The following is an 18,984-nucleotide window of genomic DNA, read 5'->3' on the forward strand; positions in this document are numbered from 1 at the left end:
TGACCGTAACAAAAAAGACCAGACGTTTCCGACTGGTCTTTTTTATATGAATCTGTCTGAAGCTTACTCAACAACTGCTTCGGGCTTTCTAACCGTAATGGTCAGGTTTTCACCTTCGCCACTGTAATCGGCCATGATAACGTCTCCTTCTTTCAGTTCGCCTTTCAAAATTTCTTCAGCGACAGGATCTTCAAGATAGCGTTGGATGGCCCGGCTCAACGGACGAGCACCATACTGTTGATCGTATCCTTTCTCAGCCAGAAAATCTTTTGCTTTATCTGTCAGTTCAACTTTGTAACCGAGATTGATAACACGGCCCAGCAGTTTGCCTAGCATAAGATCAATGATTTTGTGGATGTCTTCGCGTTGGAGCGAATTAAACACGATCACATCGTCCAGACGGTTGAGGAATTCAGGCGAGAACGCTTTCCGAAGTGCACTTTGGATCGTACTCTTCATCAATTCATCCTGGCTTTCAGCTGAACGCTTGGTCGCGAAACCAATACCTGCTCCGAAATCTTTCAAATCACGAACGCCGATGTTCGAAGTCATGATGATGATCGTGTTCCGGAAATCTACCCGTCGACCTAACCCGTCTGTCAGAATACCATCGTCGAGCACTTGGAGCAGAATGTTGAATACATCCGGGTGTGCTTTTTCGATTTCATCTAACAACACAACACTGTAAGGTTTCCGACGAATTTTCTCGGTCAGCTGACCACCTTCTTCGTAACCGACGTAGCCTGGAGGAGCGCCGACCAGTCGGCTAACGCTGAATTTCTCCATGTACTCCGACATATCAATCCGAACCAACGCATCATCTTTATCGAAGAGATAGGTTGCCAGTACTTTCGCTAATTCAGTTTTACCGACGCCCGTAGGACCGAGGAAAATGAATGAACCAATTGGCTTCTTCGGATCTTTCAGACCAACACGTGTCCGCTGAATGGCTTTTACTAGTTTATCAATCGCCGACTGCTGACCGATGACACGACCTTTCAGCTCGTCGCCCATGTTGACTAGTTTTTTGCCTTCGTCGTTCGAAACGCTGGTTACTGGAATACCTGTCATCATCGCTACCACTTCGGCTACATTTTCTTCTGTAACCGTGTAGCGACGCTTTTTAGTATCTTCCTCCCAAGCCACTTTAGCGCGTTCCAGTTGATCGATCAGGCGTTTTTCCTTGTCGCGAAGCTGAGCGGCTTCTTCGTATTTCTGGCTCTTTACAACCTGATTTTTCTCCTTTTTAATATTCTCAATCTGCTCTTCAAGCTTCAGAATATCTTCAGGAACGGTAATGTTGGATATGTGAACACGAGCGCCAACTTCGTCCAATACATCAATCGCTTTATCAGGAAGGAAACGATCAGATATATAACGCTCCGATAGTTTCACGGCCGCTTCAATCGCTTCTTTAGTGTAGTTTACGTGGTGGTGATCCTCGTATTTATCCTTGATGTTGTTCAGGATTTCGATGGTTTCGTCAATCGACGTAGCATCGACCATCACCATCTGGAAACGACGGGCCAGAGCGCCATCTTTCTCGATGTACTGACGGTATTCATCCAGCGTGGTAGCACCGATACATTGAATATCACCCCGTGCTAAAGCAGGTTTGAACATATTCGAAGCATCGAGCGATCCAGAGGCACCACCAGCGCCTACGATGGTATGCAATTCGTCAATAAACAGGATTACTTCCGGCGATTTTTCCAGCTCGTTCATCACGGCCTTCATGCGCTCTTCAAACTGTCCACGATATTTCGTACCAGCTACGAGCGATGCCAGATCAAGGGTTACGACACGTTTGCCAAACAGGACGCGTGATACTTTTTTCTGAACAATACGTAGAGCAAGACCTTCGGCAATAGCTGTTTTACCAACGCCCGGCTCTCCAATCAGAATTGGGTTGTTTTTCTTCCGGCGACTCAGGATTTGAGCCACGCGTTCGATTTCTTTTTCACGACCAACGATAGGATCGAGTTTACCGACTTCTGCCAGTTTGGTTAAGTCGCGACCGAAATTATCCAGTACAGGTGTCCGGGATTTCTCCGAACCCTTTGGGTCTTTGCCCGAACTGGAGCCACTTCCCCCAAACATGCCTCGGTCATTGTCGTCATCGTCGGTTTCGGGGCCCATCACAGGACGGCTTCCCGAAGATTGATATTCAAGCATCTCCTTAATGACTTCGTAATTAATATTGAATTTGTTTAGAATCTGCGTGGCAACATTGTCTTCATCGCGCAGAATCGAAAGTAATAAATGCTCCGTGCCAATGAGTGGGCTTTTGAAAATCTTAGCCTCCAAATAGGTGATTTTCAGGGTTTTTTCCGACTGACGAGTCAACGGAATATTCGCCAGATTTTTCACATTATTGGTAGCAGTTCCTTTCGTGGCCTGTTCAATTGTGACCCGGAGATCGTCGAGTGCAATGCCGAGTTTTTTCAGTAAACCGACGGCTACACCTTCACCTTCACGAATCATACCCAGCAAGAGGTGCTCTGTGCCTATATAATCGTGGCCTAAGCGCAAGGCTTCTTCTCGGCTCAGCGTGATAACTTCCTTGACACGGTTTGAGAATTTTGCTTCCATTCGTTTTAGGGTCTCCTTAGGTAAGCGTACTATACTGGCCTAACGAAGAGTTTTAAGGATTTGTTCACTCCTATAGGCCGGCCTTCAACACGTCCAAAGCGGCCGGTCCCTGGCAGAACAACAGGTCTATACAACTTAAATTAGGTACAAAATCGGGTCCAAAATTCTGTGGATAGACAACAGGTTGATGGAATATATACGTTTCTGGTCTATTTGACGGATTTAGCCTGGATCGAGCATCCAATAAATCAGCAGACGGGCTTTTCAAGTACCATTCTGTCAGGTTTATCTGGCTACGAACCCGCATCAATTTCAGACAAATTGTCAGCAACTCGTAATTCAGATCGAATAAAAACGCCCAATTTTTGCGATAAATCGGTTCTAACTCGGGTGCATAATAGTCAAAAAAGGGTGCTTTCCCGTAGGCCGACTGTATGCATCGCCAGTGATGCAATTGCCAGTTCTGGTCGTTTGCCACTCGAAGATCCCGAATGGGTAAGTGGTGGGTTCCCTGTTGCACCGGCACAGTTAGGGTATCCACCTTATTGGCCGTCAGAACGTAGCAACGATTTCTGTAACTTTGCTTTTGGTAATGCTCCTGTGCTTCGATCCACACCTCACCGAATTTCAGTAACCCTGACAAGTAATCAATACAGGGCAGGTAATGCAGTTCAATGAGCAAACCAGCCGAGCCAGACGTTAATGGGTACGTTTCCAATCAACACTCATGTATCTGTTCACAAGTAAAGCAAAAAAACAATACAACCAACTAAATTTAGTATTTTTTTAATTTTTGGCTGAAACCCGGTTTTGACTTCGGCCCTGTTTAGGATTATTCAATGACTTTTTTTCGCCTTTTATCTCGTTTACCGCTCCGTCTCTTATATGGTATTTCTGATATAGCCTATTTTTTACTGGCCTATATTATCCGCTACCGGCGACAAGTAATCCTCGAAAATTTAAGACTTTCCTTTCCAGAAAAGTCACCTGCTGAAATTAAGGTGATTATGAGAGGGTTTTATAGAAATCTGGCTGATTTATTCGTAGAAATTGTAAAATTGCCATCTCTTTCGCCCGCAGAGATGTTGCAACGCGTTCGGATAACCAACCCCGAACTTCTCAAAGAATATATAAATAATGGTCAGACAGTTATTGGCATGACCTCACATCAGGGAAACTGGGAGTGGTTGCCAGGAATGCTAGTGTTGAATGGCATCCCAATCGACAGCATTTATAAGCCATTAACAAACCCTTTTTTCGAGAAGTTGATGGTAGAGGTGCGATCCAGTTTCGGAGCTGTTCCGACGCCGATGAATGCCCTACCCCGCCAAATGGTAATCAGAAAACACGTCCCTCGCATGATTGGGCTCATGTCGGATCAAATGCCAAACGTTCCAGAGCAAGCTTACTGGACTGATTTTTTACACCGGGATTCACCATTTTATCCAGGCGCTGAGCGACTGGCCCGTAGCCGAAAGATGCCCGTGTTTTATGTCGACTCGGTTCGTCTACGCCGGGGCTATTATGAAGTTACAATTATACCCATAGCCGAGCCGCCATATACTGATTTACCACTTGGGGCTATTATGGATCGATACCGCGATTTAATTGAGGCCACAATTCGTAAGAATCCATCAGACTGGCTCTGGTCACACAAAAGATGGAAACACTGGCGAGGTAAATACCCTAAAATTGAAGTAAAACTCGAATAAAATTTCGTATCAGTTTTCAGGCGAGTTTGATCAAACTCGCCTGAAAACTGATAGTATTATAGCGTATCCCGACGCGCTTTTTCGGCTTTTGTAGAGTCGCGTTTTGCTTTGATGCGATCGCGTTCGTTAACAATCGCTCCTTCTGCTTTATCCAATCCTTTATTAACAGCACGTCCGGTTTTAGTGGCCGCACTATCAACAGCCTCGCCCGCAACTTTTGCTTTACTTTTCGCTCCCTGAGCAGCTTCGTCCGCGGTCTCTCCTATTGCCCGACCTGTATTTTTCAGATCTTCTTTCATACGTGCTTTTCGTTCCGCCTTTTCCTGCTTACGCATTTCTTTCCGTTCCTGCTTAGTCATAGCGGCTGTAGAATCCTGCGCATATGCTCCCAGGCTAATCATAAAAGCAACTGCAAATGCACTCAATACCTTGGTTTTCATAACGTTATTTGAGTTAATTAATAGGTTGTACAGTAATTAAAAACCATTGACTGGGTTAATTATCTACTACATTCAACTGATCAAGCTATGATTTGTTCCTGATTTCCATTTAAAGGGCTCAATTTGATAAGCAGAGTCTTTTATGATTGGCGATGCAAAAGCGAACATTTATAGAAGCGACAACGTTTTCTAACTAAGCAGCAGGAAACCGAAAAGGCGGATTTTCCGTACCTTTGTCTGGTCAAACGGTTCTGCCGCTATCTGTATGCTCGATTCGCTGCTTACTCCTTCTCCATCAGTCACTTCGCCTGATTTACCCGTTTTTTACACGCCTTCGCTCACGCAATACATCCGCCGAAAAACCAGTACAGTAACCATTGGGGATGTGCCGCTTGGATCTGATTATCCAATTCGAGTACAGTCGATGACAACTATCGACACGATGGATACGTTAGGATCTGTGGAGCAATCGATCCGAATGATTGAAGCGGGTTGTGAGTATATACGCATTACGGCGCCGAGCGTAAAAGAAGCTCAGAATCTGGAGAATATCCGGAAAGAACTTCGAGCACGAGGTTACACAACACCACTGGTAGCCGATATTCATTTTACACCCAATGCCGCCGAATTAGCAGCCCGAATTGTCGAAAAAGTACGCATCAATCCCGGAAACTACGCTGATCGGAAACGTTTTGAGTTTATTGACTACACCGATGCCGCCTATGCGTCAGAACTAGAGCGTATTCGAAGTAAATTTCTGCCACTGGTTCGAATCTGTAAAGAATACGGTACGGCTATGCGTATCGGCACCAACCATGGTTCGCTTTCCGATCGAATCCTGAGCCGGTACGGCGACACCCCTGTCGGCATGGTCGAGTCCGCCCTGGAGTTTCTGCGGATTTGTGAGGACGAGAACTATTATAATATAGTTCTGTCGATGAAGTCAAGCAACCCACAGGTCATGGTGCAGGCCTACCGATTGCTGGTTCAGCGATTGGCCGAAGAAGGGCTGAAACCCTATCCTCTTCACCTTGGCGTTACGGAAGCGGGCGAGGCTGAAGATGGGCGTATAAAATCGGCACTTGGCATTGGAACATTGCTTGAAGATGGGATTGGCGATACAGTTCGTGTGTCATTAACCGAGGAACCAGAGCGAGAAGCACCTGTTGCTCAGGCTTTAATCGATCGATATACGAATCGAGCATCTATCAGTAAACCAATTCCGGCAGTTACCTCCTACCCGATCAATCCGTTTCAATACATACGTCGGGCAACGCACGAAGTGGCTAACTTTGGCGGCCAGAATGTGCCGCGTGTCATTGCCGATTTCAGTCATGCGCCTGTTCATGAACATGATGATTTAAAGCCCATCGGTCATTTTTACTTGCCTGAACCGGACAAATGGCGTATGAATGATCTTGGTGCTGATTACATCTACACGGGTTCACAGCCTGCGGCTTTCATGTTGCCCAACGGTTTAAAACAAATCCTGGATTACTCTGTCTGGAGAACCATGGCAGATCAGTTCAATATATTTCCTCTGTTGACTGCTGATGACTATTTATTAGCTCGTTCAAACGGCAATTTCTTGCATGAACGTTTGAATTTCGTTCAGGTATCACTCCCTGAATTTTCGGAAGAACTGACTACGAGCATCAGCAATGACTCAACCATCGTTCTGCTGATTAAAACGGACAATGCACATGCCATGCCCGAATTGCGTCGTCTATTTGTTGAGTTAATAAATCGGTCGATTACGGTTCCTGTAGTTGTACAACGGGATTATTCAACTATTGCGAACAATGATATTCCACTGTATGCAGCTACGGATGTTGGCGGGTTGTTGATTGATGGGCTGGGCGACGGAATTATGCTTTCTGCGATGGCATCAGAAGCCCAATCGGATAGGCTCAAAACGCTGAATAGTCTGGCATTTGGTATTTTGCAGGCAGCCCGAACGCGCATCACCAAAACCGAATATATTTCCTGCCCTTCCTGCGGCCGGACTCTTTTCGATCTTCAGGAAACAACAGCACACATTCGACAACGTACCGATCACTTAAAAGGAGTTAAAATCGGCATTATGGGTTGTATTGTAAATGGCCCCGGTGAAATGGCCGACGCTGATTATGGTTATGTAGGCATCGGTCGAGACAAAATTGCATTGTATCGAGGACAGCAGGTGATCAAGAAATCAGTCCCGGCAGATCGGGCCGTTGATGAGCTCATTGAACTCATTCGTGAAGATAAACGCTGGATTGAACCGACTTTAGAAAACGTATGATGGCTGGTCGTCTACAGTAATCAATTGTATATCTACTACTGTAAGCCGATCGCCCAAAACCCAACTACTTGTGAACAGATTCATTGATTATTTAAAGATCGGGCCTGTTTTCGCCTATTTCCTACGGGTATTCCGCAAACCCGATCCGGCCCATCCGACGAGCGTAAACCTTCGTATGATGCATGGCATCAATCGGATTTCGATTGTTATGTTTCTGATTGCCATTATTGTGTACACTGTTCGTCACTGCGGCCGATGAATACCGAAACCATTCGCGAGTACTGCATTGCCAAAGTGGGGGCTACCGAATCCTTTCCGTTTGGGGGAGATGCGTTGGTGTTTAAGGTCGGGGGAAAGATGTTTGCGCTTCTTTCAACTGAAAGTCAGCCCACTACAATTAACCTGAAATGTGATCCTGAGTTGGCCGTCCAACTACGTGAAGAACACGCAGCAGTGGCGCCCGGTTATCACATGAACAAGACGCATTGGAATACAATCACGATTAATGGAACCGTTCGAACAACCGATCTACAGGCCTGGATTGATCACTCGTATGAATTGGTTCGAAAAAGTCTACCTAAAGCCGTACAGGCTACATTAAACTAATTCGACGGCTTGTTCAGGCATTCTTGAACTACTAAATTCGCAGAATTAGGAAAACCCAGAGAGATATGGAAGTAACTGCGTTATGTCTGCTTTTCGGGATTTATTTGACCGTTCGCTATTTTCTGGTCGATCATGATACCGCGTCGGACAAGGACCTGAAGCGATTCAGTAAAGGAATTGATTTAATCCAGAATCGCCAGCTCTCCGAAGCTTATCTTTATTTCAACAACGCCGTTCGTCAACATCCTAAATCGGCGATTGCATACGCTTATCGGGGAAAATGTCAATTGATTCAGGAGAATTATTATTCAGCCATCTACGATTTGACGGAAGCCATTAGTCGCGATAATACATTGGCCGAATGCTATTTAGATCGCGGTATTGCCTATTATAAAACGGATGAATTTCAGCAGGCATTTCGTGAGTTTGATAAGGCCGTCTGGCATTATCGCGATGAGCAACCCGACGCTTACCGTTGGCGTGCGATTGCCCGGATTCAGCTTCGCCAGCTTCCTCAAGCAGAGAATGACTTACGAAGAGCTGTTGCTCTTGGCGACGAAAATTCCTTCCACTTACTCCTCCAGCCTCCTTTTACCCGGCCAGTATATCAAAAGTAATTTACAAAATACGGCTTACGAGTTAGGATTTATGTATAAGGTTTAACACATATAAATCGTAACTCGTAAGCCGTTATTTATTTTATTTTTCCCATTTGCTCCACGTTTCGGCGAGTGTCGATATGGCTGGCCTGAGCTAATTCCATTGATTTTTGGGCTGCTTTCTGAGCATCAGCGCTTTTTCCTCCCCGACGGTAAGCTTCGGCTAGTTCAAAATATAAATCAGCCTGATCTTTAGGACCTGGTTTTAAAGCCAATCCTTTATTGACCCATTTGGCCACCGTTGGCACATCACTGGCATCGGGACTACTTCGATTAAACAGCCGTGAAATGTAGAGATACTCGGGTATAGTTAAGGCATTCGAATTCACCTGATTATCCATCCGATCAACGGCTTTTGCTGTCTGGCGGGCGCGAAAATAAGCGTTTACTTCGGGCAATAGCGTTCGATTGGCAGCCACTTTAGGATCAATACCAATTTTGATCAATCCCTGTTTTACCTCCAGTATTTTGGCGACCGGAAACTGCGCTCCACGTCCGCTATACAACGACGACATCAGAATATTTTCAGCCACTTGCTGCGTCTCCTGAACCCCGTACGATTTTCGATAGGTATCCAGATGATTGAGCATATATTGAAACATCGGATTCTCATAATCCAACACCAGTTTTTGTAATGCCAGCCAGTTTGTCTGATTCGCATAAGTTGCTGGTGATTGTTGCTTGGCGTACTCGTTCATAGCGGCCATATTAGCTACTGTGTCACGCGTTATGCGGGCATACATGCCATAGTCGATCAGGAAATTAGTAGATCGTTCACCCTGCTGAAAGCGCGACTTCATGGTCTGGCTCCGCGTCTGTGGATCTAACGCGTTATTGCCATGACGGATCACTTCGTCCGTCGAGTTATTGCTCATTGCGAAGTGAACCATATTTTGCTGCGGATCGAAATAAAGAAATAACGGCAGCGAAGGCACAAACAAATGATGGCTCGTTAGAAATGACTGGGTAGCTGGCTGATTGATATCCAGTTTTGTGCTGATAAACTTACTATTATAAGCTTTCCCTACCCGACTATCTTCCAGCGTGGGTATAAAACTCTGACAAACATGGCAGGTTGGCGAAAAAACCTCGACAAATACGGGCTTCCCAGTTCGTCGGGCTTCCTGAAAAACAGCCGCAAGTGGAATCTGTCGGAAATTAATTCCTCCCGGAGTGGATGCCCCCTTTTGACCAAGCGCTATGTTTGCAACAAAAAGCAGCAGAAAAATCTTTTTCATGAATCGTACAATCAGTGATAAACAGGCATTAGCAAATAAACGACCAGGATGCTGGCTTCGTGTTATTTTTGCTGTTTTTCCTGTTGTTTAATCTCCTCTTCCAGCCGCTTACTCAGTACTCGACAGGTGTTCTCAATATCATTGGCCATGCGCTGATCGCCAGTTGCGTTTACGGCTGTGTCGGCAATACCACTCATCATCTCAATCAGGAACCGTTTCATGTCGACAACCTCCATATCCTTTGTCCAGAGGTCGATTTTGAGTGTACTGTTATGGTAGTGATCCCAGAGAGCAATGGCTATGGCACGCGTATCGCTGAGTCCCTCGTTGGGATTATCAGTAGCTTCCCAGTAGATTTTATCGGGAATGTTCTGGTTGTCTAACTCAACCGAAAAATGAATATCTGATTTTTTCATAGAGACAAATTTACGGAGCGCAACCGGAAACCCATCCGGAAAATTTATATTGACTACCTATTTTCCATTTTAACAAAAACGGCCCAATCTGCTGACGGGGCCGTTTTTGTTTTCAAAAAAGAGTACTCTGTTAACGATTCTCAACCAATGCTTTAAACTCATCGACTGTTATGTCTTGAGTTGCAATTGTCAATTGAGATTTTGCATAATCGATCACTTTATTGTCATACACCTGATTGAAAGTGCTGGTGTAATTCTGACCATTATTCTTATCATCCATCAGGTAGTTCTGCGCAATTCGGTCGATGGTTTTATTCATCTCTTCATTGTCACTATCGGCAAATCCGAACTGATCACGAACCATCTGGCGGGTTGCGTTTAATAGTTCTTCATTCTCCACCTTGATGTCGGCTTTCTCAGCGATTTTATTTTTGATCAGTTGTAATTTCACTGATTTCGTGAAATCGTCGTACTGCTCTTCAATCTGCTCCGGCGTAAATTTCCCTTCGTTTACTTCAAGCAACCAGTTTTTTAGAAACTCGTCGGGCAATAAAATTGGAGTATTGTCGAGCAACGTTTTCTCAATATCTAAACGCAGCAACTGAGCGGCTTCACGAGCGTAATTACCCCGAATGACTTCTGCCACTTTCGTACGGAATTGTTCTTCGTCTTCAACTGCATTCGCACCCAATACTTTATCGAAAAATTCCTGATTTAATTCAGCTGGCTCATGACGGGTAATATCGTCGATCTCGAACGTAAATTCGCCTGTCAGATTTGCGGCTTCTTCTGGCTTAGCGCCCGTTGCATTAGCCCGTGATTTTTCATCGGGGAAAGCCTGATCCAATACAAACGTTACTGCATCACCTTTTTTCTTGCCAATAAACTGCCCTTTTGCTTCTTCGGCCATTTTATTCATTGGCAGAGCGGTTTTTGCTGAGAAACCAGTTTCACCTTCATGTGTAGCCACTTGCTTCAGTTCACCATAAATAGTATCTCCATCACCTACTTCTTCACCATGCGTATGGGTATGGAAACGCTGCTGTAGGTCTGAAATCGTCGAATTGATCTCTGCATCACCAGCCTGAATTTCGTACTGGGTTACGCTTGGCAGATCGCTGAAATCAATGTCAAACTCAGAAGCAAGACCTAAGGTGTAGCTAAATGCAAAATCGGTTTGGTTATCCCAATCTATCGTATCAGCCTGCTCCCGATCAGGAATCGGATCACCCACGACCTGCAATTTATTTTCACGGATGTAATTAGTGACCGTTTTGCTTAGCATGGAATTGATTTCGTCCACTAAAATGCTTTTGCCATACATTTTCTGAACGAGCGAGGCTGGCACATGACCAGGGCGGAATCCTTTCAATTGAACTCTCCGACCGTAGTCTTTCAGTTTCTTATCAACTTCAGGTTTATAATCAGCAGGGGTTAGTGTAATTTTCAGCGAAGCATTGGTGTCGCTAGCTTTTTCGAGCGTAATATCCACGGGTATGTCTGTTTAAAAATGAAAGAGCGAAAGAATGAAAAAGCGAAAGAGTGAATTGTTATAGACAACGCTCTTTCGCTCTTTCATTCTTTCGCTTTTGTACTTTGTACGGGCGGAGGGACTCGAACCCCCATGCCTTGCGGCACCAGATCCTAAGTCTGGCACGTCTACCAATTTCGCCACGCCCGCATGGCCTACAGGTGGAAAGCTATATAGTCTGGTAGTTGTAATGTGGTTGTCAGTCCTAAACCTTTGCAACCCTAAAACGCTACAACTTTATAACTCGTCTCTGTGTTTGGGAGTGCAAAAGTATGAAAAAAAATGAACAGATCAAGCAAATTGATCAAAGGTTTTATTTTTAGTTAATCTTGACTCATTTTTCGCTGAATAATTTGTTATCTTGGTAGTACGAGTACAACCTATAAGCCATTACTGCAAAGAAGCCATTTATGACAAATGCAATCGAACGTCGACCCGAAGCCGAACCCGTGATCGATTTGGAGTTGGAACGGCAGGAGATCCTGAAACGCTACCGACGCTTGTTGCGGGCCGCAAAACCGATGCTCAAGGGCGACGACGCCAAATTGATTAAGAAAGCCTTTAACACGTCGGCAGAAGCGCATAAAAATATGCGTCGACGGTCGGGCGAACCGTATATATACCACCCTCTGGCTGTTGCACAAATAGCCGTTGAAGAAATTGGGCTGGGAACAACCAGTATTGTAGCCGCTTTGTTGCATGACGTTGTTGAAGATACAGATACAACAATAGCCGATATTGACCGAGCTTTTGGCCCTAAAGTTGCCCGTATTATCGACGGATTAACTAAGATTTCGGGTTATTTTGAGTACGGTTCGTCGCAACAGGCTGAGAATTTCCGAAAAATGCTGCTGACGTTATCCGACGATGTTCGGGTAATTCTGATCAAACTGGCCGACCGGCTTCATAACATGCGGACGCTGGACTCGATGCCCCGCGATAAGCAGCTGAAAATTGCTTCCGAAACGATCTATATCTATGCTCCCTTAGCTCACCGGCTAGGCTTGTATGCGATAAAATCGGAACTGGAAGACCTTTATCTGAAACACGTTGAGCCAGAAGCGTATAAGGATATTGCTAAAAAACTACGCGACACTCGTCTTGCCCGCGATCGGTTTATCAGCCGATTCATTGAACCAATTGAAAAGGATCTGTCCGAAACCGGAATCAAATATGTAATCAAAGGGCGGCCGAAATCCATTTATTCAATCTGGAATAAACTGAACAAATCGAAAAAGCCATTTGAGGAAATTTATGATTTGTTTGCCGTGCGAATCATTCTGAATGTTCCTCAGGACGAAGAAAAGGCAGCTTGTTGGCGGGCCTATTCCATCGTTACAGACCATTTCAAACCTAACCCTGATCGGCTGAAAGACTGGATCAGTACTCCACGGGCAAACGGTTATGAGTCGCTTCACACAACAGTTATGAGCCGACAGGGCCAGTGGGTGGAGGTGCAAATCCGTTCGGAACGGATGAACGAAATTGCCGAGAAAGGGTATGCGGCCCACTGGAAATACAAAGGCAATGATACGCAGACTGGCGCAGGTATTGAAGCCTGGATTAGTCAGGTTCGCGATATGATCGAATCGGCAGGTAGTGACGGCAAAAAAGCGGCTATCGAGTTCGTTGACGATTTCAGAAGCAATCTGTATAGCGAAGAAGTCTTTGTCTTTACGCCCAAAGGCGATTTACAGGTACTACAACGTGGTGCCACAGCACTCGATTTTGCTTTCGACATTCATACTCAAGTTGGTGCCCGATGTATGGCCGCTAAGGTCAATAATACGTTAGTGCCGCTGAGTTATGTCCTGCAAAATGGCGATCAGGTTGAGGTAATTACCTCCAACCGACAAAAACCAAACGAAGATTGGCTGCGCTTTGTCGTCACGTCGAAAGCCAAGACCAAGATCAAGGACTTAATTAAGGAGGAGAATAAACGCTACGTGACCGATGGTCGCGAAATGGTCAACAAGAAGCTACGATTGCTTCGAATGGAAATGACCAACGAAATCATCAATCAGTTACGGGCGTATTTCGGCTCAAAAACGACCGACGATTTTTTCTACCGGGTTGGCAAAGGGCACATTGATGTTGGTGAACTAAAGAAATTCAAGGCCGATAAAGAAGCCAAAGAAAATCGCACGAATAAACTCAATACGGATGCGCTACCTGATGCAAAAGCCTTCGTAAAAGAACTTAAAAAGATCCACGGGGAGCGAGCTGACGCCGATATGCTCCTTATCGGTGAAGATATGGATCGGATTGATTACACACTGGCCAAATGCTGTAATCCCATTTCAGGTGATGACGTATTCGGTTTTGTGACCATCAATGAAGGCATTAAAATTCACCGCGTTACCTGCCCAAACGCTGTTGAACTGATGTCGAATCATGGCAACCGGATCATAAAAGCCAAGTGGACTTCTCAAAAAGAACTCGCTTTCCTGGCTGGACTTCGCATCACTGGCACTGATCGTGTGGGCCTGATCAACGACGTGACACGAGTCATTAGTAACGAGTTACACATCAATATGCGATCTGTAGCCATCGACTCTAAAGATGGAATTTTCGAAGGCCATATCCGACTCTACGTTCACGACACGGCTCACCTGGAAACCCTTATGCACAAACTAGAACGAGTGCAGGGAGTCTTTGAGGTGGTACGATTTGACTCCTAGTCTGTTCCCAGCTTCTGGTTTCAGGGTTAACGTTTCATAGTCTGTAGAGCTACCTGAAACTTTGAACTTGAAACTTGAAACCTAGAACCATAAACTTCTACCTTTGTACTTTCATTTAATCGAAATCGGATATGCCTGCGCCGACACAATCAAATTTAGACGCTGCCCAATCGATTTTCCGGGCTTATCTTGAACGGAAAGGCCTGCGAAAAACCCCAGAGCGGTTCGCCATACTCGAAGAGATTTATAATCGTCAGGATCACTTTGATGTCGATGAGTTATACATCTCTATGAAAAATAAAAAGTACCGGGTTAGCCGGGCAACCGTTTATAATACCTTAGATGTATTGGTTGACTGCGATCTGGTAACAAAACATCAGTTTGGTCGGAACCTGGCTCAGTACGAAAAATCATATGGTTATCGCCAGCACGATCACCTGATTTGTACTGACTGTCATAAAGTGATGGAATTCTGTGATCCACGTGTCCAGAATATCCAGAACATGGTTGGTGAGATGCTGAAATTCAACGTCATGCACCACTCGCTAATTTTCTACGGCTCCTGCGCCCGCGATTTCTGTGAAAATCGGGAATTAGCAGAAAAAGAGCCGCAGGGCATCTCTGCTTCTATGGCGGAATAGGAAAGAGATGTATGATATAGAATGTATGATGTATGACCAGCAACCCACCTTATACATTCTATATCATACATCTCTTTTGCTTACTCCATCCCAATGGCGCTTACTCTTTGGGACCTTCATCAAAAGCTAACTATTCAGTTTACTAGTATTCAAGAATTTGCGTAACCATAGCCGTATTACGGCCCAATTAGAATGATTGATGTTTTATTAGGCCTCCAGTGGGGCGACGAAGGTAAGGGTAAAATTGTTGATGTTCTGGCTCCCCAATATCAGGTAGTAGCCCGTTTTCAGGGTGGTCCGAATGCTGGCCACACACTCGAATTTAATGGTTTGAAGCACGTTCTTCACCAGATTCCGTCTGGCATTTTTCGGGATGATATCCTGAATATCATCGGCAATGGAGTTGTTCTCGATCCAATTGTTTTCAAAAAAGAAATTGACGGACTAGCCAAATTCAACCTTGGCCTTGTCCAGGATACACCGACAGACAAGCTTCAGATTTCCCGTAAAGCATCTATTATTTTACCTACGCACCGATTGCTCGATGCGGCTTATGAGCAAGCAAAAGGAGAATCAAAAATTGGCTCAACCTTACGTGGCATCGGCCCAACGTATCAGGACAAAGTAGCTCGTCAAGGATTACGTGTCGGGGATATTCTTTCGCCAAATTTTCGAGCGAAATACGATAAGTTAGTGTCAATTCATAAAGTCATTCTGGAGCAGAATAACTTCGATTATGCTTCTGTTTTGCCTCAGGCCGAAACGGAGTTTTTCGACGCCGTCGAGTTCATGAAGCAATTCAAATTGACCGATAGTGAATATACGATCAACGACGCCTTATCGACTGGTCAGAAAATACTGGCCGAAGGCGCTCAGGGGTCGCTGCTTGATATAGATTTTGGTTCGTACCCTTTCGTAACGTCGTCTAATACCATGACTGCTGGTGCCTGTACGGGTCTGGGCGTGGCTCCCCGGCAGATTGGTGAAGTATACGGCATCTTTAAAGCATATTGCACACGGGTTGGTAGTGGTCCATTCCCAACCGAACTTTCTGATGAAACCGGAGAGCGAATTCGGCAGGAAGGGCGTGAGTTTGGCGCAACGACGGGTCGACCACGGCGATGTGGCTGGCTTGATCTGCCAGCGTTAAAATACGCCATCATGATTAATGGGGTGACTCAATTAGTGATGATGAAAGTCGATGTGTTGAATATATTCGACGAGATAAAGGTCTGTACGCACTATCAATTACCGGATGGAAGTACTACAGAGCAATTGCCCTATGATCTTTGTGATACAGCAGTAACACCCATTTATAAAACATTCAAAGGCTGGCAGGCTGATTTGACCAATATTCGTTCCTTTAGCGACGTTCCTGAAGAACTGGCCGAATACGTTTATTTTTTAGAAGACACGCTGGGATTGCCAATCAACTTTATCTCTACCAGCCCTGACCGAGAGGCCATTATTCACCGTCAGGCAGTTATTGCGTAGCAGCACCTCACCCCTAGCCCCTCTCCTGTTTTAGGAGAGGGGAACACTTTCTAAAGTGTGTACTTTCTCTTTGAGTTTCCGACATGTCAGCAACAAACTTTTACCAGACTTTTTATCAGACCGATCAACTTTATCGATTGGCGAATGAGTCGTGGAGTAGCCAGACTGTCGATTCTACAATTGTCTTAGAGGAACAAGCAGATTTAGCTGATACATCTAATTTGTTGGCTGATCTTGATGCGTTATCATTCAAAGAAGTGGGCGTTGAAGAGACTATTTTAGTGGATACGATCTTGCCAGAAACGCCAGTTTCGATCAATACTGAACAAGAATCAAAGCAGCCAGAGGTATTACCTGCATCTACTCCTCGCCCAACAGTGCCTTCTATCACTCCACCTATTCAGCAAAAACCAAAATTGCCGCCTTTAAACCATAAAGTATTGTTACTCGCTGACGAAGAGTTAGATCCGAGCAATCTGCTTTTTCTGGAAAAGATTCTGAAAGCCGTAAATCTGAATATTGCGGGCGTCGATTTATTAAATATTCATGGAGTTCACGAGATGGATTTCCCGGAATTATTGCGTGGCAAATACATTAATCACTTCATTACATTTGGTGTACCCTTTGAGCGAATTAATCTCGATATTATGATGGACCGCTATGCACCGGTTCGTTTTGAGGGAATTACCTTTCTTATGGCCGATTCGCTGCCAACTATCGAAGCTGATCAGCAATTAAAGAAACGTCTCTGGGGCGCTTTACAACGTATCTTCCTCCGCTAATTAGCTAATTATTGTGGCTTTCAGTCGGGAAAGGGATCGAATGTGAGAGAACGTGGTCAACAAATAAATCCGATCAGGTAGAAAATAGCCATTTCCAGATAGCAGCCGTAGAACTTCCAATTTCCCATACTGAGAATAGTAGAAATACTATTCCAAAACCTCCCATCACGTACACCATCAAATAATCACCTTCCAACTGCACCTTTTCGGGATTACCCGGATCGTAATACATCGTAACCTCGTCGCCAATCTGATAGGCTGGTGGATTTCGGCCCTCCGAGCTATGAAAAACCCGCTCGCGTCCATCTTGTGTCTGATAGCGAATGGAGGGAGCCACCGGATACTCGCGCGGTTTCATTCGATGCATGCCAATGACGACTCCTTTGGTCATTATCCACTCCTTAATTAACTGCTGACTTGAATAATAGATGTAATACGCAATACTGAGAAACAGTACGCCAATTGAAAAGAAGAGGAAAATAAACAAGTCACCGGCAGGTAATTTCATGATTGATAGCGTGTTTCCCGGAGAAGGGAGTATGCCACGAAATTCTTCTAAAATGAGCCTAAAAACGAAGGAAAGTCAACAACTAGCTGCTTTGAACCAATAAGTTGTCGTATTTCCCTGTCAATAACCATTTTCGCTATTGACTGCACATCGAACGAAAATATTCCCCACCTATCCCTAAATCGCTTGCATCAATAGGGTACTATTTGCGAATTTACAGTCGTTTTCTTGTTAACAACCTGACCCAGTCGCCCGGTAGCTTTCCGGCTTCGAGAATGACTCTAATTACACGACTTCGTTCCTTCTTTTCTACCCGCAATAAGTCTGCGTCTGTTTCAGCAGCACCCGTTGCTGCGTCCATACCCATCTCTGCATCTCTGGATAATTCAGCTATTGGCCAACTAACCAGTGAGCTCCTTGCCTATACACCGCCTATTCCTACTTATCAGGTAGAAGTCTTACCGGATTGGCTGGCTGACGAAGCTAGTTTACGCGACGAAGGTGTATTGTTCGGACTTTCAGAAGCACGACCTGATACTAAGGTTGCGCAGATACGAGCTTATTTTGGTCAGCAGTCTGCTCCACTGACCGAATCTATAGAACAACATACAGAAAAAATTCGCGAGCTGAATGGATTGATTGAGCAACGTGAACACCATAGTTCGACGCTTCGCGATCAGATTAATGATTTACGCGGTAAGAAACCAGTTACAAACAACCTGGTTCGAAATGGGTTCAGTTTTACATTGTCTGTTTTTCTTTCCATTGGAGCTTTCTTTTTAATTGACGAGACTCTCCGCCCGGTTTTCCCAAACCACTGGATTGCAATTGGCGTATTTCTGGCCGGGATGTTCAATCTTTTTGGGCAGGTTTCCTTTTTTTATGAGCTAAACTCACGATTGAGTCTCCGTCGGTTGCTCGAAGAAATAGGGCTTCCGTTGGCGGCTTCCTTGTTTGTCTTGGCTCATGCCCTACAATCGAAACCCCTATGGCAAGCGATTAGCCTTTTTGTATTCGTATTTTTCGTTTTTCTACTCTCCGGGAAATTACTACTTAGCACATTGTCACTTCTCCAGCACGATTTCTCAATTATCCAGCAAAATCGCGAGTTAGTAGTTAACAAAGCCCAAAATCTACCCATTTGGGAAGGAGAGATTTCGCGGCTGAATCAGGAGATTGACCACATACGAACCCAGAAGTGGCCCGTGGTAACAGATCTAAATCAGGCAGAAGCTGCATTGGCCCGTTTGAACACTCAGCGCGATGCGTTTGTTCATCTATTTATAAGCGAGTTTGAACTCGCCCGAAGCCTGCGTGATCGGCTTTCGGAAGGCCAACGAAACCTACTGATAAATTATGATTGATGAATTCTACGCTACTTAGTTTTAATAAGAATGCCT

Annotated in this window: 17 protein-coding genes and 1 tRNA gene; 10 read left to right on the forward strand and 8 right to left on the reverse strand. The window is 45.0% G+C overall.

Going from position 1 to position 18,984, the window contains the following annotated elements; genetic code table 11:
• Positions 1 to 63: 63 nt before the first annotated feature.
• Both ACYVE4_RS08410 and ACYVE4_RS08415 read right to left on the reverse strand, forming a co-directional pair.
• Positions 64 to 2,592: an ATP-dependent Clp protease ATP-binding subunit gene (locus ACYVE4_RS08410; RefSeq protein WP_460996829.1), complete on the reverse strand. Its 2,529-nt coding sequence runs from the start codon at positions 2,590 to 2,592 to the stop codon at positions 64 to 66.
• 70 nt (positions 2,593 to 2,662) lie between these two features.
• The gene (locus ACYVE4_RS08415; RefSeq protein WP_460996830.1) at positions 2,663 to 3,310 is read right to left on the reverse strand and encodes a WbqC family protein; all 648 of its coding nucleotides are present in this window, start codon (positions 3,308 to 3,310) and stop codon (positions 2,663 to 2,665) included.
• Between the two features lie 121 nt (positions 3,311 to 3,431).
• Between ACYVE4_RS08415 and ACYVE4_RS08420 the strand changes: the two genes are divergently transcribed.
• A complete protein-coding gene (locus tag ACYVE4_RS08420; protein WP_460996831.1) occupies positions 3,432 to 4,304 on the forward strand; it encodes a lysophospholipid acyltransferase family protein in 873 nt (290 codons plus the stop codon).
• A 56-nt stretch (positions 4,305 to 4,360) separates the two neighbouring features.
• Here the strand turns inward: ACYVE4_RS08420 and ACYVE4_RS08425 are convergent, their stop codons facing one another.
• The gene (locus ACYVE4_RS08425; RefSeq protein WP_460996832.1) at positions 4,361 to 4,744 is read right to left on the reverse strand and encodes a hypothetical protein; all 384 of its coding nucleotides are present in this window, start codon (positions 4,742 to 4,744) and stop codon (positions 4,361 to 4,363) included.
• A gap of 265 nt (positions 4,745 to 5,009) precedes the next feature.
• On the opposite strand from ACYVE4_RS08425, the gene ispG reads away from it, so the two are divergent.
• From ispG to ACYVE4_RS08445, 4 genes are all read left to right on the forward strand, one after another.
• On the forward strand, positions 5,010 to 7,028 hold the full coding sequence (gene ispG / locus ACYVE4_RS08430) for a (E)-4-hydroxy-3-methylbut-2-enyl-diphosphate synthase (protein WP_460996833.1): 2,019 nt from the start codon (positions 5,010 to 5,012) through the stop codon (positions 7,026 to 7,028).
• A 70-nt stretch (positions 7,029 to 7,098) separates the two neighbouring features.
• Positions 7,099 to 7,287: a DUF6728 family protein gene (locus ACYVE4_RS08435; protein ID WP_460996834.1), complete on the forward strand. Its 189-nt coding sequence runs from the start codon at positions 7,099 to 7,101 to the stop codon at positions 7,285 to 7,287.
• Positions 7,284 to 7,634, forward strand: coding sequence for an MmcQ/YjbR family DNA-binding protein (locus ACYVE4_RS08440; RefSeq protein ID WP_460996835.1), 351 nt, complete (start codon positions 7,284 to 7,286; stop codon positions 7,632 to 7,634). Before ACYVE4_RS08435 ends, ACYVE4_RS08440 begins: the two co-directional genes overlap by 4 nt.
• Before the next feature lie 65 nt (positions 7,635 to 7,699).
• Entirely contained in the window at positions 7,700 to 8,251 is a 552-nt protein-coding gene (locus tag ACYVE4_RS08445; RefSeq protein ID WP_460996836.1) for a tetratricopeptide repeat protein, read from the forward strand.
• Between the two features lie 77 nt (positions 8,252 to 8,328).
• Here the strand turns inward: ACYVE4_RS08445 and ACYVE4_RS08450 are convergent, their stop codons facing one another.
• From ACYVE4_RS08450 to ACYVE4_RS08465, 4 genes are all read right to left on the reverse strand, one after another.
• A complete protein-coding gene (locus tag ACYVE4_RS08450) occupies positions 8,329 to 9,531 on the reverse strand; it encodes a thioredoxin family protein (RefSeq protein ID WP_460997191.1) in 1,203 nt (400 codons plus the stop codon).
• A gap of 62 nt (positions 9,532 to 9,593) precedes the next feature.
• Entirely contained in the window at positions 9,594 to 9,947 is a 354-nt protein-coding gene (gldC, locus tag ACYVE4_RS08455) for a gliding motility protein GldC (RefSeq protein ID WP_460997192.1), read from the reverse strand.
• A 130-nt stretch (positions 9,948 to 10,077) separates the two neighbouring features.
• Positions 10,078 to 11,439: a trigger factor gene (gene tig, locus ACYVE4_RS08460; RefSeq protein ID WP_460997321.1), complete on the reverse strand. Its 1,362-nt coding sequence runs from the start codon at positions 11,437 to 11,439 to the stop codon at positions 10,078 to 10,080.
• A 107-nt stretch (positions 11,440 to 11,546) separates the two neighbouring features.
• Positions 11,547 to 11,628: transfer RNA gene (locus tag ACYVE4_RS08465), tRNA-Leu, on the reverse strand.
• A gap of 260 nt (positions 11,629 to 11,888) precedes the next feature.
• On the opposite strand from ACYVE4_RS08465, the gene ACYVE4_RS08470 reads away from it, so the two are divergent.
• The 4 genes from ACYVE4_RS08470 (at position 11,889) to ACYVE4_RS08485 (ending at position 17,076) form a co-directional block, all read left to right on the forward strand.
• Complete coding sequence (locus tag ACYVE4_RS08470) at positions 11,889 to 14,159, forward strand: RelA/SpoT family protein (RefSeq protein ID WP_460997322.1); 2,271 nt, start codon at positions 11,889 to 11,891, stop codon at positions 14,157 to 14,159.
• A 131-nt stretch (positions 14,160 to 14,290) separates the two neighbouring features.
• Positions 14,291 to 14,800, forward strand: a complete 510-nt coding sequence (locus tag ACYVE4_RS08475) for a Fur family transcriptional regulator (protein ID WP_460997323.1) — start codon at positions 14,291 to 14,293, stop codon at positions 14,798 to 14,800.
• Between the two features lie 192 nt (positions 14,801 to 14,992).
• On the forward strand, positions 14,993 to 16,294 hold the full coding sequence (locus ACYVE4_RS08480; protein WP_461039033.1) for an adenylosuccinate synthase: 1,302 nt from the start codon (positions 14,993 to 14,995) through the stop codon (positions 16,292 to 16,294).
• 83 nt (positions 16,295 to 16,377) lie between these two features.
• Positions 16,378 to 17,076, forward strand: coding sequence for a hypothetical protein (locus tag ACYVE4_RS08485; RefSeq protein ID WP_461039035.1), 699 nt, complete (start codon positions 16,378 to 16,380; stop codon positions 17,074 to 17,076).
• A 73-nt stretch (positions 17,077 to 17,149) separates the two neighbouring features.
• Here ACYVE4_RS08485 and ACYVE4_RS08490 read toward each other — a convergent pair whose 3' ends face one another.
• A complete protein-coding gene (locus tag ACYVE4_RS08490) occupies positions 17,150 to 17,584 on the reverse strand; it encodes a DUF3592 domain-containing protein (RefSeq protein ID WP_461039037.1) in 435 nt (144 codons plus the stop codon).
• A 275-nt stretch (positions 17,585 to 17,859) separates the two neighbouring features.
• Between ACYVE4_RS08490 and ACYVE4_RS08495 the strand changes: the two genes are divergently transcribed.
• Positions 17,860 to 18,948, forward strand: coding sequence for a hypothetical protein (locus ACYVE4_RS08495; protein WP_461039038.1), 1,089 nt, complete (start codon positions 17,860 to 17,862; stop codon positions 18,946 to 18,948).
• The last annotated feature ends 36 nt before the right edge of the window (positions 18,949 to 18,984 follow it).

This window comes from Spirosoma harenae, from assembly GCF_054776975.1.

Bases quoted from the DNA above. Each gene is read 5' to 3' on its own strand.
- ACYVE4_RS08475 (WP_460997323.1), top strand. From the start codon at position 14,291: ATGCCTGCGCCGACACAATCAAATTTAGACGCTGCCCAATCGATTTTC.
- ACYVE4_RS08425 (WP_460996832.1), bottom strand. From the start codon at position 4,744: ATGAAAACCAAGGTATTGAGTGCATTTGCAGTTGCTTTTATGATTAGC.
- ACYVE4_RS08470 (WP_460997322.1), top strand. From the start codon at position 11,889: ATGACAAATGCAATCGAACGTCGACCCGAAGCCGAACCCGTGATCGAT.
- ACYVE4_RS08410 (WP_460996829.1), bottom strand. From the start codon at position 2,592: ATGGAAGCAAAATTCTCAAACCGTGTCAAGGAAGTTATCACGCTGAGC.
- ACYVE4_RS08450 (WP_460997191.1), bottom strand. From the start codon at position 9,531: ATGAAAAAGATTTTTCTGCTGCTTTTTGTTGCAAACATAGCGCTTGGT.
- gldC (WP_460997192.1), bottom strand. From the start codon at position 9,947: ATGAAAAAATCAGATATTCATTTTTCGGTTGAGTTAGACAACCAGAAC.
- ACYVE4_RS08480 (WP_461039033.1), top strand. From the start codon at position 14,993: ATGATTGATGTTTTATTAGGCCTCCAGTGGGGCGACGAAGGTAAGGGT.
- ACYVE4_RS08485 (WP_461039035.1), top strand. From the start codon at position 16,378: ATGTCAGCAACAAACTTTTACCAGACTTTTTATCAGACCGATCAACTT.
- ACYVE4_RS08445 (WP_460996836.1), top strand. From the start codon at position 7,700: ATGGAAGTAACTGCGTTATGTCTGCTTTTCGGGATTTATTTGACCGTT.
- ACYVE4_RS08495 (WP_461039038.1), top strand. From the start codon at position 17,860: ATGACTCTAATTACACGACTTCGTTCCTTCTTTTCTACCCGCAATAAG.
- ACYVE4_RS08440 (WP_460996835.1), top strand. From the start codon at position 7,284: ATGAATACCGAAACCATTCGCGAGTACTGCATTGCCAAAGTGGGGGCT.
- ACYVE4_RS08490 (WP_461039037.1), bottom strand. From the start codon at position 17,584: ATGAAATTACCTGCCGGTGACTTGTTTATTTTCCTCTTCTTTTCAATT.
- ispG (WP_460996833.1), top strand. From the start codon at position 5,010: ATGCTCGATTCGCTGCTTACTCCTTCTCCATCAGTCACTTCGCCTGAT.
- ACYVE4_RS08420 (WP_460996831.1), top strand. From the start codon at position 3,432: ATGACTTTTTTTCGCCTTTTATCTCGTTTACCGCTCCGTCTCTTATAT.